We start from the raw sequence: 13,259 nt of genomic DNA, 5'->3' as shown, positions 1-13,259 counted from the left end.
CTGAATTAGGCGACGCGCTTATCCTTGCGCGTGACACCATTGCGCCGGATCACTCGGGTGACCCTGCTGACGAATTGCGAAATACAGCGCTGGTGTGTCCTGACCGCCACTGTTACCCACAGTGGAGATCGACTCACCGGCTTTTACCACGTCACCGGCCGACTTGAGCAGCGTCTGGTTGTGACCGTAAAGACTCAGATAACCATTGCCGTGATCGAGGATCACCAGCAGCCCGGCACCGCGCAACCAGTCGGCGAACACCACGCGCCCGCCGTGCACGGCATGCACCTGGCTGCCGGCGGCGGCGCTGATCATCACGCCATCCCACTTGGTACGGGCATCGTCGCCACGGCTTTCGCCGAAGCGTGCCAGCAATCGACCATCAACCGGCCACGGAAGTTTTCCCCGGGTTGCAGCAAAAGGGCCACCGAAGGTCTCGCCGCTGCTGGACACCAGTGCGCCGGGGGTTGATCTGGCGGGTTTTCGTGGGGCGTCGCTGGTGTCAGCCTGCGCCTCACGCAAACGCTTTTTTTCCGCTTCCTGCTGGGCGATCAGCGCTTTCTGCCGCGCTTCTTCTGCCTCACGGGCCTGACGGGCCAGGGTTTCTTCAATGGTTTTAAGGACTTTAGACAGGTCTGCCTGATCCTGCTCGCGGGCGGCCAGTTTCTGGTCGCGGGCTTTCACGTCATCGTTGAGCTTGGCGAGGACTTGCTGGCGCTCCTTGCGGACTTTTTCCAGCTCGTCGCGCTGGCTGTCGAGGCTGCTTTTCTGCACCAGCAATTGCGCCTGCTGCGTGGCGATGTCTTTTTCGACATTGGCCAGTTGGCGCAGGGTTTCGTTGAAGTTCTTCAACTGCTCCAGGCGGGCCTGGCTCAGGTAATCGTAATAGGTGAGGGTGCGGGCGAATTTCTCGGGATTCTGCTGGTTGAGCAGCAGCTTGAGGTATTCCTGACGGCCGTTCTGATAGGCCGCGCGGGCCTGGATGGCGATCAGTCGCTGCTGTTCAGTGCGCGCGCTCTGGAGTTTTTTTTTCTCCGCATCGAGCCGCTGCAGCTCGGATTCGCTCTTCTTCAGCTCTTTCTGCAGGGCATCGACCTGCTTCTCGAGCTTGCCCATCTCGGTTTCAGTGCCCTTGAGCTCTTTCTGCACACCGGATTTTTCTTCCTGCAGCTTGCCCAGCAGCTTTTTCAGCTCGGCAATGTCCTGACGCGTGGCATCCAACTGCTGTTGGGTTTGCGCGCGCTCGTCAGCGAAGGCCGGTTGGAGCAGGCAGGTCAGAGCAAGGGCGATCAGGACGCGGAGCATAGAGGCGGGCGGCACCAGGGTAATGGACGGCCTAGTATGCCCGCCCGGGGCTGCAAAAAAAACGCCCAATTGGGCTTGTGTGATAACTGGAGCGGCGCAGAGGCCCATTTCCATTTCGAAAACCCCATAAACCACTGTGGGAGCTGGCTTGCCAGCGATGGCGTCTGCACATTCAACATAGCTGTTGGCTGTCAGATTGCTATCGCTGGCAAGCCAGCGCCCACAGGGTTTGGCGGTGTTTGATCGGGCGAATTACACCAGAATCGAGGTACCCGTCATCTCCGCCGGTTTTTCCAGGCCCAGCAGCATCAGCATGGTTGGAGCCACGTCCGCCAGTACGCCGCCGTCACGGACCTTGAGGTCACGCTTGCCGACATAAATGAACGGCACAGGCTCGGTGGTGTGCGCGGTGTGCGCCTGGTGGGTTTCTTCATCGGCCATTTTTTCGACGTTGCCGTGGTCAGCGGTGATCAGCGCTTCGCCACCGACTTTTTCCAACGCCTCGACGATGCGCCCGACGCAGGTGTCCAGGCATTCCACGGCTTTCACCGCAGCGTCGAACACACCGCTGTGGCCGACCATGTCGCCGTTGGCGTAGTTGACCACGATCACGTCGTAACGCTGGTGTTCGATCGCATCGACGATACGGTCGGTGACTTCCGGTGCACTCATTTCCGGCTGCAGGTCGTAGGTGGCGACTTTCGGCGACGGGATCAGAATGCGCTCTTCGCCCGGGAACGGTTCTTCACGGCCACCGGAAAAGAAGAAAGTGACGTGTGCGTATTTTTCGGTTTCGGCGATACGCAGCTGGGTCTTGCCGTTTTTTGCCAGGTAGTCGCCAAGTACATTTTCCAGGCTGCCCGGAGCGAAGGCGGCCGGGGCCGGGATGCTGGCCGCGTATTGGGTCAAGCCGACGTACTGCACTTTTGGCTGGCGCGCGCGCTCGAATTCCTTGAAATCGTCTTCGACGAACACGCGGCTCAGCTCGCGGGCGCGGTCGGCGCGGAAGTTCATGAACACCACCGCGTCGCCGTCTTCAACCTTGACCGGCTCGCCGATGGTGGTGGCTTTGACGAATTCGTCGCTTTCGCCACGGGCGTAGGCAGCGTCGAGGCCTTCCTGAGCAGTGGCGGCGTTGAATTCGGCGTTACCGTCGACGATCAGGTTGTAGGCCTGGGAGACACGGTCCCAACGGTTGTCACGGTCCATCGCGTAATAGCGACCGATGAGGCTGGCGATGCGGCCCTTGCCGAGCGCCTGGAACGTCGCATCGAGCAGTTCGATCGACGAAGCGGCGCTCTTTGGCGGCGTGTCACGGCCATCAAGAAAGGCGTGCAGGTAGATTTTTTCGGCGCCGCGCTTGAACGCCAGTTCGGCCATGGCGATCAAGTGATCCTGGTGGCTGTGCACGCCGCCATCGGACAGCAGGCCCATGAAATGCACGGCTTTGCCGGCGGCCACGGCTTTATCCACCGCGGCGCAGATGGTCGGGTTCTCGAAAAACTCACCGTCGCGGATCGCTTTGGTCACGCGCGTGAAGTCCTGATACACCACGCGCCCGGCGCCTAGGTTCATGTGGCCGACTTCGGAGTTGCCCATCTGGCCGTCCGGCAGACCGACGTCCATGCCGCTGCCCGAGATCAGGCCGTTCGGCACCGTGGCCCACAGGCGATCGAGCACTGGCTTCTTCGCCGCATACACGGCATTGGATTCGTGGCTGTCACTGTGACCGAAGCCGTCGAGAATCATCAGGACCAAAGGTTTAGGCGTGGTAGTCATGGAATCCACTCGTGGCTAATAAAGAAGAGGGCGATGGAAAAGGGAGTGGCAGTTTAAAGCGAAGTTCCTGCGGCGTCACCGCCGGACGGGGTTTGGCCCACCATAGTGGCTGTGTATACTGGCCGACATTTTAACGCCCTGGAACCTCCTTCGATGGTTGCTCACCTGATTGAATTTGCCACTAACCACTACATTCTTGTCGGTATCTTCGTCGTACTGCTGGCTCTGCTGCTGGCGCACACGATGCAGGGCGGCGGTAAAAGCCTGAGCACTGGCGAGCTGACCGCACTGGTCAACAAGGACGCAGGCGTGGTGGTGGACATCCGTCCGGCGAAAGATTACGCCGCCGGTCATATCGTTGGCGCGATCAACATTCCTCAAGACAAGCTGGCTGCGCGTGCCGGTGAGCTGGAAAAGCACAAGGCCAAGACCATCATTCTGGTGGACGCCCTGGGCCAGACCGCTGGTACCCACGCTCGCGAGCTGATGAAATCCGGCTTCACCGCCGCCAAGCTGTCCGGCGGGATCTCCAGCTGGAAAGGCGACAACCTGCCGCTGGTGAAGTGATATGAGCGAAGTCATCGTCTACTCCAGCGACTACTGCCCTTACTGCATGCGAGCCAAGCAATTGCTCGCGAACAAAGGTGTGGCCTTCGAAGAGATCAAGGTCGATGGCAAGCCGCAGATTCGTGCTGCCATGAGCCAGAAGGCCGGACGCACGTCCGTGCCGCAGATCTGGATCGGCGACAAGCACATCGGCGGTTGTGATGATTTGTATGCCCTGGAGCGCGCCGGCAAGCTCGACGCGCTGCTCAAGGCCTGAACGGCTGCACCCACGTACAGCAATCCCTAAAAGACCCAAGATCAGAAAGGATCTGAGATGACTGACCAACAGAACACTGCAGCCAGCGAAGAAGAAACCGCACCGCAATTCTCCTTGCAGCGCATCTACGTACGCGATCTGTCCTTCGAAGCCCCGAAAAGCCCGGCGATCTTCCGCCAGCAGTGGGACCCTACCGTCGGTCTGGACCTGAATACCCGTCAGAAAGAACTGGAAGGCGATTTCTACGAAGTCGTGCTGACCCTGTCCGTGACCGTGAAAAACGGCGACGAAGTGGCCTTCATCGCTGAAGTGCAGCAGGCCGGTATCTTCCTGATCAAGAACCTGGACGCGGCTTCGATGAGCCACACCCTGGGTGCGTTCTGCCCGAACATCCTGTTCCCGTATGCTCGCGAAACCCTGGACAGCCTGGTGACCCGCGGTTCGTTCCCGGCCCTGATGCTGGCGCCAGTGAACTTCGACGCCCTGTACGCGCAAGAGCTGCAGCGCATGCAGGCTGCGGGCGAGACGCCGACCGTTCAATAAGCGGTTTGAGCGACAACGAAAAAAGCGCCGTAACGGGCGCTTTTTTCTTGGGTTGGAATACAGACTTCATGACTTCATGACTTCATGACTTCATGACTTCATGACTTCATGACTTCATGACTTCATGACTTCATGACTTCATGTAGGAGCTGCCGAAGGCTGCGATCTTTTGATCTTGTTGTTAAAAATCGAGATCAAAAGATCGCAGCCTTCGGCAGCTCCTACAGGATCGGGTGGTTATTTGAAGTCGTTCTGCCGCCACGCTTCGTACACGGCCACTGCCACGGTGTTGGACAGGTTCAGGCTGCGGCAGCCTTCACGCATCGGCAGGCGCAGGCGCTGTTCGGCGGGCAGGGCGTCCAGCACCTCCGGCGGCAGGCCACGGCTTTCCGGGCCGAAGATGAACGCATCGCCCGGGACGAACGTGGCGTCGTGAAACGGCCTCGAGCCTTTGGTGGTGAAGGCGAACAACCGTGGGTTGCCGAGGCTCTCCAGGCAACTGGCGAGGTCGGCGTGGCGCTGCAACGTGGCATATTCGTGGTAGTCGAGACCGGCCCGGCGCAAGCGCTTGTCGTCCATCTCGAAACCCAACGGCTCGATCAAATGCAGGTGGCAGCCACTGTTGGCGCACAGCCTGATAACGTTGCCGGTGTTCGGCGGAATTTCTGGTTGAAAAAGGATGACGTGAAACATGCACGGCTCCGAAGGTAAAGATGACGCGCATTCTACGCCGCCAGCCGACCCGCGTTCGAAACTATTCCCGCGGGTGATCGGTTCGCTGGCGATTTTCGGCTTGATGGTCGGTTTGATGATCGGCCGCCTGACCACGCCGGACCCCAGCGTGCTGCAGCAGGTCGACGTGACCGCTGACGGCCTGGTGGTGTGGTTCAACAATGAGCCGAAGCTGCACGGCGAGATCATCGACGGTACCGTGGCCTTGTTGTTTCAGGCTGAAGGCCGCGCGCAGAAGGGCCAGCTCAAGCTCAATGGCAAGGATGTGAGCTGGCGTACGCGAGTGAGTGACGGTGGGCTGTTGTTGACAGTGCTGGCGGCGCGGCCGCTGCAAGGGGAATGGGCCGGGAGCAAGGTCGATGACCGCTGGCGGCTGGAGATCCATCTCCGGGAGCAATAAAAGCGGGAATCCCCGGCCTGCCTGTACCAGGGTTCCCAAAACGGGGTGGACTTCGCTGAGAGCGTCGGTCCGGTGTAAAGAGGGAACCCCCGGCCTGCCTGTACCAAGGATCCCAAAAGGGTGGGTTCGCCGCGTTGCGGTTTGAACCCGGTGTAAAGAGGGGAATCCCCGGCCTGCCTGTACCAAGGCCCCCGAAACGGGTGGTGAATCGAATCACCTGTGAGGGATATTGCAGGCGGCGTGCCAGTTTTAGTATTTCGAAACAGAAAAAAGCTTCAGATGCGCGAAAGCCCCGTAAATCTGGGCTTTGATGCTTCTGCGTGGCTGGAGCTTTGAACCTGGTTGGTGTTTTTTTGATCAGTGAGTTATGCCCAATTGCGGTTCGCCGTGCCTTGTGGCGGTGCACACAAAAAAAGATCGCAGCCTTCGGCAGCTCCTACAGGGATATGCGTTCTCTGCAGGAGTTGCCGAAGGCTGCGATCTTTTCGCGGACGATTAGAGGAGGGGCTTAACCCTCATCCCCCTCATCATCATCCCCACCGTCCACTTTCATCCCCAATTCCTTGATCTTGCGGGTCAGGGTATTACGCCCCCAACCGAGCAATACCGCCGCATCACGCCGGCGTCCGGCCGTGTGCTTCAGCGCGGTCTCGATCATGATCCGCTCGAACGCCGGCACTGCGCTGTCGAGCAGGCTCGACTGGCCACGGGCCAAGGCTTGATCGGCCCACTGACGCAGCGCCTGCTCCCAGTTGGTCACCGGTGCCGAATCCTGCGGCAGGCTCAGCAGTTCCGGTGGCAGGTCACTGATGTGCACTTCGCGACCGGAGGCCATCACGGTGATCCAGCGGCAGGTGTTCTCCAGCTGCCGCACGTTGCCCGGCCATGGCAGGTTCTTCAGGTACTCCTCGGTCTCGCTTTTCAGCAGCTTCGGTTCCACCGCCAGTTCTTGCGCGGCGCGGCTGAGGAAGTGTTTGGCCAGGGTCGGGATGTCTTCGCGACGGTCCGACAGGCGCGGAATGTGGATGCGGATCACGTTGAGGCGGTGGAACAAGTCCTCACGGAATTTGCCGGCGTGCACCAGGGTTTCCAGGTTCTGGTGGGTCGCGGCAATGATCCGCACATCGACCTTGACCGGCACATGCCCGCCAACGCGATAGAACTCACCGTCGGCCAGCACCCGCAGCAAACGGGTCTGGGTATCGGCCGGCATGTCGCCGATTTCGTCGAGGAACAGCGTGCCGCCGTCAGCTTGCTCGAAGCGCCCGCGACGCAGGTTGGCCGCGCCGGTGAACGCGCCTTTCTCGTGGCCGAACAGCTCGGATTCCATCAGGTCCTTGGGGATCGCCGCCATGTTCAGCGCGATGAACGGCGAGGCCGCGCGCGGGCTGTGGCGGTGCAGGGCGTGGGCCACCAGTTCTTTACCGGTACCGGATTCGCCGTTGATCAACACGGTGATGTTGGAGTGGCTCAAGCGGCCGATGGCGCGAAACACCTCCTGCATCGCCGGTGCTTCACCGATGATTTCCGGGGTGCGGGTCAGCGCCGGCACCACTTCCAGGCCTTGCTGTTCCTGCGCATGCTGATTGGCGCGCTTGACCAGCGACACCGCCTCGTCAACGTCGAACGGCTTGGGCAGGTACTCGAACGCGCCGCCCTGATAGGAGGCGACGGCGCTGTCCAGATCGGAGTGAGCGGTCATGATGATGACCGGCAACCGTGGGTGCTGTTCGCGGATGCGCGCCAGCAGATCGAGGCCACTGGCGCCCGGCATGCGGATGTCGGAAATGATCACATCAGGCTGCTGACGGGCCAGACGACTCATCACGCCATCGGCGCTGTCGAAGCTCTGCGTGGTCATGCCTTCCTGCTGCAAGGCTTTTTCCAGAACCCAACGGATAGAACGGTCGTCATCGACGATCCACACGGTTTCACTACGGCTCATGTCGATGTGGCTCCTTGTTCCAGTGGCAGAAAGATCGAGAACGTGGTGTGGCCGGGGTGGCTGTCACACTCGATCAGGCCCTGGTGCTGGCTGATGATGTTCTGGGTGATGGCCAGGCCCAGCCCGGTACCGTCCGGGCGGCCGCTGACCATGGGAAAGAAGATGGTTTCCTGGAGTTCCGCCGGGATCCCCGGGCCGTTGTCGATGATCTCGATCTTGGTCACCAGGCGATGGCGGACGTGGCCGATGGTGAACTGGCGCATGGTCCGGGTGCGCAGGCTGATGCGCCCCAGACGCAGCTCGTTCTGGCTGCTGATCGCCTGCATCGCGTTGCGCACGATGTTCAGCACGGCCTGAATCATTTGTTCGCGGTCGATCAATACGTCGGGAATGCTCGGGTCGTAGTCGCGCACCAAGGTGATGCAGCCCTGGCTTTCCGCCTCGACCAGTTGGCAGACGCGCTCCAGCACTTCGTGGACGTTGCACAGCGCCAGCGATGGCAGCTTGTTCGAGCCGAGCATGCGGTCGACCAGATTACGCAGGCGGTCGGCCTCTTCAATGATCACGTTGGTGTAGTCGCGCAGGCTGTCTTCCGGCAGTTCGCGGGCCAGCAATTGCGCGGCGCCACGGATGCCGCCGAGCGGATTCTTGATCTCATGGGCTAGGCCGCGCACCAGCATTTTGCTGGTTTCCTGTTTGGACAACTGCGCCTCTTCCTTGGTGATCCGCAGCAGGCGGTCACGCGGGTGCACTTCCAGCAGGAGCATGGTTGCGCCGTTGCTGAGGATCGGCGTCACCGCGTAGTCCACGGTCAGGGTCTGGCCGGTGAGGGCGGTGAGCATCGCTTCGCGCTTGGTGAACGGGTGTGCCTGTTCGACCGCCTGACGCAGCGAGTTGAGCGCTTCGGTGGACTCGGTGAACAACTCGCTGATGAACTGCCCATGGCTGCGCTGGCCGCTGATGGCCAGCAGCATCTCGGCCGCCGGGTTCATGTACTCAAGGCGCAATTCCGCGTCGAGCAGGATGGTAGCGGTGGTCAGGTTGTCGAGCAGCAAACGGTGGATTGCGTCGCTAATAGTCATCGGAGCCTCTTTTGGGGGCGGAGCGTGCGCAAGAAGCAGGCGTCGTAAAACGGAAAATGCAAAAACCAAACCAAGGCTCCGAAAAGAAGCGTTCAACCCCTGAAACAGGCGTTTGACGCTCGTTTGCGTGGCGCTCAATGCACGCGAGCGGGAAGTTTCGAACCAAAATGGGATGGAATATGGGTACGGTGCAGCCTCATGCACCAATATAGTGCGCAAAGCTGAACGGCGTTAGAAGAAACGCAGGAAGGGGTTTTTTTCTTCGACCGGTTTGTCTTTCAGCGGGCATTCCGGGCGTACGCCGTAGTCTTCGCTGACGCAGGGTTTGACCTGGCGTTTCTGTGCCAGCGAGATGCGCAGCATGTGGAACGGCTGGTTGGCGGTGCGTTCGACGGTGCGGCCCTGCTCATCGAGGATTTCCACTGACAGGTTATGGCTGCCGCGATCAATGTTGCTCAGCGGGAAAACAGGACTCAGGCCCGGCTCGCCAGTGGCTTGTCCGTCCAGCAGCAGGCGATAGCGGTGACCCTGCTGCAGGCCCGGTTCGCTGGTGACGCTGACGATCACCTCGCCGGCGCTGCTGCGAAGGGTCGCGTCCGGCTCGGGGATCAGGATGCGCAGCATGTCGTAGTGGAACAGCGGTTGTTCCGCGACCTTTTTCGCAGTGCTGATCGGAACTGCAGCCGTGGGGTTGGCCGACATGCGATTACTGGTCGCGACAGGTACGCGCTTGGCGTTGCCGCGTGGCTGGTCGGTGTAGACGCGATTGCCCTGCGCGTCGATATAGGTGAAGACCTCGGCGTGCACGGACTGGGCGCACAGGCATAGGATCAGCCAGAAAATCCTCATGGCTTGTGCACCCGCTGCACGGTGAACACCACCGCCGGGCTCTGCTGGATGATCGCTTCGCCGTCGATCACCTGCACCGCGAGATGATGCTCGCCACGATCAACATTCACCAGTTGCAGGATGGGCACGTTGCTCGGCTGGCCGTAAGGCGCGTCGTCCAGCACCAGCCTTAATTGGTGCGGCGCCTGCAGGCGCGGCTTGATCAGCACATTGACAGTGAAGGTGCCGTTGTTGGCGCGCAGCGCTTCTTCGCTGGGCAGGCCGGTCAGCTCCAGCACCTCGTAGGTACTGCGTGCCGCGGGACGTGTGTCGGTGCTTGAAGGTGCTGGCGCGCTCGGTGCCTGTGGCTCGACGCGGTTGAGTGGCGGCAACTCGACCGGCTGCGCCTGAACACCGTCCGGCGAGTGATCGCTGTAAACCGTGTTGCCATTGGCATCGGTGTACTTGTAGATCTGCGCGGCGGCGGGCAGGGCGATCAGCAGCAATAGGAATTGAAAACCACGACCCATGGACTCGACCGATCAACAATGAGATTGGCATGCAGCATAGGCCACGGGCGACGGTAAGCCCAATCGGGACAACATCCGCTCACACAACCCGCCCGAGGACTTTATTGTGAAGCGCCCGAGTCCAGCGCGCTTTCGCGAAAACCGGACAGGACGCCAGCCTTGTAATGCTCGATGTAGGTCAAATTGCCGTTGGCATCGGTTTCGCGCAACTCACCGTCCTTTTTGCCTGCGACGAAGTTCACGGTCTGGGTGTGGCCGTTGTCGGCCTTGAGTGTCCATGGGCCGCTTTGCAAGTTATCCGTGTAGTTGCCGTTTCCTGCCTTGGTTTCCCATGGACCCTGGCGCAGGTCGTCGACATAACGGCCGCGCTCGGTGACGCCGGCAGTGGTCAGTTCGCTCGGGCCGTTGAGTTGGCCGTGGGCATAGGTCTGGAATCCGCTGGCGACCCATTCCATCTCGTCGTAGTTGGAAAGTTGCCAGCGGCCCTCGCGCAAATCATTGTGGTACTCGCCGTCCAGCGTTTGCCCGTCCTGATAAATGGTCCATTGCCCCTCCCGTTTACCCTCTGCGAAAGGACCTGACTCCGAATATTTCTCGTCTTTGGAAAAGGACCACGCACCGATACGCACGCCCTGCTTGTAAGCACCTTGGGCTGAGATAGATCCGGAGTCATAGGACACCGACTGGCCATCCTCACTGCCGGTGAATTTCGCCGGGTCGGTTTCCCAGGCGATACGTCTGACCCGATAGTTGTAAAGCGTGCGGTTACCCTCGATGAGCGTAGCGTCGAGCCAGCGCCAGAAGGTCACAGTAAGAAAGCGTCCGTCTTTTTCCTGATAGGTCTTCTTGAAAAAGTACGGTTCGGCATCTGGCGTCGGATCCGGCAGTGGGTCGTAGTACTGGCCGTAATAGCCCACCAGTTTCCCTTGGCTGAAATCGATCTGGTCGAACTCCGGCACGCCGGACGCCTCATAGTCGAGGCGGTAGTTGAGCGGGGTAATTCGGCTCAAGGCCTTTTTGATGGTCAGGGCATCGAGGTGTTTCTGGCCTTGGGTGATGCGATCCAGCGCCGATTGCAGGCGCGTGGTACGGCTGTAGAGGTGATCGTTGGCATCGTATTTGTAGGCGTAGATCTTGTAGCGATCGTTCTGTCGGAACAGCACGAAGCGCGTCGGATCCTCGCTGTCGAGTGACATGAGAAAAACCGATTCGATGGTCGCCTGACCGTAGTCATCCAGTAATTGCGGGCTCGCCTCAGGCGCGTCGCACACGCAGTAATAACCTTTGACACCGCCAGCTTCTTTGATAAACGCCAGTGTCGCCGAGCTTTCCTGCAAACTCTGGATCAGCGGATGAGCCAGCGTTTTGTTTTCATAAAACTCGGCTGCGTTAACAGCCTGGCTGGTAAGGCCGGCCATCAGGGCCAGAGCCCATAACCACTTCATGCGAATCCCTTCGTCGAGACGCCAGTTGTGGCGCAGAAGCGGCGGATTATCCATGGATGAGCGCGCACAAAAAAGGCCTCCCGAAGGAGGCCTCTTTCTGTCACGCCGCGCAGCGCGGCGCTACCGGATCAGCAGCTGTAGTACAGCTCATATTCCAGTGGGTGTACGAAGGTACGGACCTTGATTTCTTCTTCGGATTTCAGCGCGATGTAAGCGTCGATGAAGTCGTCGGAGAATACGCCGCCCTTGGTCAGGAACGCACGGCCCTTGTCCAGCTCTTCCAGGGCTTCTTTCAGGCTGCCGCAAACTTGTGGGATCTCTTTCGCCTCTTCAGGCGGCAGGTCATACAGGTTTTTGTCAGCGGCATCGCCTGGGTGGATCTTGTTCTGGATGCCGTCCAGACCGGCCATCAGCAGTGCTGCGAAAGCCAGGTACGGGTTGGCAGCCGGATCCGGGAAGCGAGCTTCGATACGACGGCCGCGTGGGCTGTTGACGTAAGGAATACGGATCGAGGCGGAACGGTTGCGAGCCGAGTAGGCCAGCATTACTGGCGCTTCGAAACCTGGCACCAGACGCTTGTAGGAGTTGGTGGCCGGGTTGGTGAAGCCGTTCAGGGCCTTACCGTGTTTGATGATACCGCCGATGAAGTACAGGGCGGTTTCGGACAGGCCGGCATAACCTTCGCCAGCGAAGGTGTTCTTGCCGTCTTTGGCGATGGACATGTGTACGTGCATGCCCGAGCCGTTGTCGCCGTACAGTGGCTTCGGCATGAAGGTCGCAGTGCGGCCGTAAGCGTCGGCAACGTTGTGGACAACGTATTTCAGGGTCTGAACTTCGTCAGCTTTTTTCACCAGGGTGTTGAACTTGACACCGATTTCGTTCTGACCGGCAGTCGCCACTTCGTGGTGGTGAACTTCAACGGTCTGGCCCATCTCTTCCAGTGCGTTGCACATGGCAGTGCGGATTTCGTGGTCGTGGTCGAACGGCGGAACCGGGAAATAGCCGCCTTTGATACCAGGACGGTGGCCTTTGTTGCCGCCTTCGATGTCCTGGTCGGACATCCACGAACCTTGCTCGGAGTAGATTTTGAACATCGAGCCGGAGATGTCGGACTTGAACTTCACTTCGTCGAAGATGAAGAATTCTGGTTCTGGACCGGCGAAGACGGTGTCACCGATACCGGTGGTCTTCAGGTATTCCTCGGCGCGGTGCGCGATGGCGCGCGGGTCGCGATCGTAACCTTGCATGGTCGAAGGTTCGATGATGTCGCAAACCAGGATCAGGGTCGCGTCTTCGGTGAACGGGTCGAGTACGGCAGTATCGTCGTCCGGCAGCAGGATCATGTCGGAGGCTTCGATGCCTTTCCAGCCAGCGATGGAGGAACCGTCGAACATCTTGCCGACTTCGAAGAAGTCGTCTTCCAGCGCATCGCGAGCCGGCATGGTCACGTGGTGCTGAGTGCCTTTGGTGTCCGTGAAGCGCAGATCAATCCACTTGACGTCATGATCTTTGATGAGTTGAACCGACTTCGACATAGTGTCCTCCGGGTGGCTTAGGGCTTGGTAGTGGATGCCCTTAATTTGGGTGATGCCGGCGCAGATACTCTGCCAAGGCAACCTGCCTCACAAGGGAGCAAATTGCATGCCAGTGCCCCAGCATGGGTTTTTTGCCCCAATTTCACGCTTTCAAAGCAAGAAAGCGCCATAAAGGCGAAATTATCGCCCCTTAATGTAGCGCTTCAAATCAGAAATGACCCGTTTTGGTGCAAGTGAAACCTTCTGCATATTAACTGGTTAAACCTTGAGCAATTTCCGCTATAATCCGCGCCCCCCTTTTTCGGCTGGCCC

At 59.7% G+C, this 13,259-nt stretch carries 13 protein-coding genes; 4 read left to right on the top strand and 9 right to left on the bottom strand.

Annotated features, from left to right (window positions below; translation table 11 throughout):
* Nucleotides 1–18 precede the first annotated feature (18 nt).
* Nucleotides 19–1,305, bottom strand: a complete 1,287-nt coding sequence (locus tag ACTJKS_RS09275) for a murein hydrolase activator EnvC family protein (protein ID WP_086793950.1) — start codon at nucleotides 1,303–1,305, stop codon at nucleotides 19–21.
* A 252-nt stretch (nucleotides 1,306–1,557) separates the two neighbouring features.
* A complete protein-coding gene (gpmI, locus tag ACTJKS_RS09270; RefSeq protein WP_108181412.1) occupies nucleotides 1,558–3,084 on the bottom strand; it encodes a 2,3-bisphosphoglycerate-independent phosphoglycerate mutase in 1,527 nt (508 codons plus the stop codon).
* Between the two features lie 153 nt (nucleotides 3,085–3,237).
* Between gpmI and ACTJKS_RS09265 the strand changes: the two genes are divergently transcribed.
* From ACTJKS_RS09265 to secB, 3 genes are read left to right on the top strand one after another with little or no spacing between them, the layout of a single operon-like run.
* Complete coding sequence (locus tag ACTJKS_RS09265; protein WP_041071418.1) at nucleotides 3,238–3,651, top strand: rhodanese-like domain-containing protein; 414 nt, start codon at nucleotides 3,238–3,240, stop codon at nucleotides 3,649–3,651.
* A 1-nt stretch (nucleotide 3,652) separates the two neighbouring features.
* A complete protein-coding gene (grxC, locus tag ACTJKS_RS09260) occupies nucleotides 3,653–3,907 on the top strand; it encodes a glutaredoxin 3 (RefSeq protein ID WP_041071421.1) in 255 nt (84 codons plus the stop codon).
* A gap of 57 nt (nucleotides 3,908–3,964) precedes the next feature.
* The gene (gene secB, locus ACTJKS_RS09255) at nucleotides 3,965–4,450 is read left to right on the top strand and encodes a protein-export chaperone SecB (RefSeq protein ID WP_025110924.1); all 486 of its coding nucleotides are present in this window, start codon (nucleotides 3,965–3,967) and stop codon (nucleotides 4,448–4,450) included.
* A 237-nt stretch (nucleotides 4,451–4,687) separates the two neighbouring features.
* Here the strand turns inward: secB and trmL are convergent, their stop codons facing one another.
* A complete protein-coding gene (gene trmL, locus ACTJKS_RS09250; protein WP_139053573.1) occupies nucleotides 4,688–5,143 on the bottom strand; it encodes a tRNA (uridine(34)/cytosine(34)/5-carboxymethylaminomethyluridine(34)-2'-O)-methyltransferase TrmL in 456 nt (151 codons plus the stop codon).
* Between trmL and ACTJKS_RS09245 the strand changes: the two genes are divergently transcribed.
* Nucleotides 5,142–5,582 carry a hypothetical protein gene (locus ACTJKS_RS09245; RefSeq protein ID WP_198759640.1) on the top strand — a complete coding sequence of 147 codons (441 nt, stop codon included), beginning with the start codon at nucleotides 5,142–5,144 and terminating at the stop codon, nucleotides 5,580–5,582. The two genes, trmL and ACTJKS_RS09245, sit on opposite strands and share 2 nt — an antisense overlap.
* 508 nt (nucleotides 5,583–6,090) lie before the next feature.
* Here the strand turns inward: ACTJKS_RS09245 and ntrC are convergent.
* From ntrC to glnA, 6 genes are all read right to left on the bottom strand, one after another.
* Nucleotides 6,091–7,527, bottom strand: coding sequence for a nitrogen regulation protein NR(I) (ntrC, locus tag ACTJKS_RS09240; RefSeq protein ID WP_007961729.1), 1,437 nt, complete (start codon nucleotides 7,525–7,527; stop codon nucleotides 6,091–6,093).
* Nucleotides 7,524–8,609 (bottom strand): nitrogen regulation protein NR(II), encoded by a 1,086-nt coding sequence (gene glnL / locus ACTJKS_RS09235; protein WP_007961730.1) that lies wholly within the window; start codon nucleotides 8,607–8,609, stop codon nucleotides 7,524–7,526. Before glnL ends, ntrC begins: the two co-directional genes overlap by 4 nt.
* A 231-nt stretch (nucleotides 8,610–8,840) precedes the next feature.
* Nucleotides 8,841–9,458: a DUF4124 domain-containing protein gene (locus ACTJKS_RS09230; protein ID WP_108181414.1), complete on the bottom strand. Its 618-nt coding sequence runs from the start codon at nucleotides 9,456–9,458 to the stop codon at nucleotides 8,841–8,843.
* Nucleotides 9,455–9,967 (bottom strand): DUF4124 domain-containing protein, encoded by a 513-nt coding sequence (locus tag ACTJKS_RS09225; protein ID WP_108181415.1) that lies wholly within the window; start codon nucleotides 9,965–9,967, stop codon nucleotides 9,455–9,457. Before ACTJKS_RS09225 ends, ACTJKS_RS09230 begins: the two co-directional genes overlap by 4 nt.
* A 101-nt stretch (nucleotides 9,968–10,068) precedes the next feature.
* Complete coding sequence (locus ACTJKS_RS09220; RefSeq protein ID WP_440828820.1) at nucleotides 10,069–11,466, bottom strand: toxin-antitoxin system YwqK family antitoxin; 1,398 nt, start codon at nucleotides 11,464–11,466, stop codon at nucleotides 10,069–10,071.
* A 74-nt stretch (nucleotides 11,467–11,540) separates the two neighbouring features.
* On the bottom strand, nucleotides 11,541–12,947 hold the full coding sequence (gene glnA / locus ACTJKS_RS09215) for a glutamate--ammonia ligase (protein WP_003220788.1): 1,407 nt from the start codon (nucleotides 12,945–12,947) through the stop codon (nucleotides 11,541–11,543).
* Nucleotides 12,948–13,259 lie beyond the last annotated feature (312 nt).

Source organism: Pseudomonas sp. 22189, assembly GCF_052045635.1.
GTDB classification, from domain to species: Bacteria; Pseudomonadota; Gammaproteobacteria; order Pseudomonadales; family Pseudomonadaceae; genus Aquipseudomonas; species Aquipseudomonas parakoreensis.
This window is presented reverse-complemented; position numbering and strand designations above follow the sequence as displayed.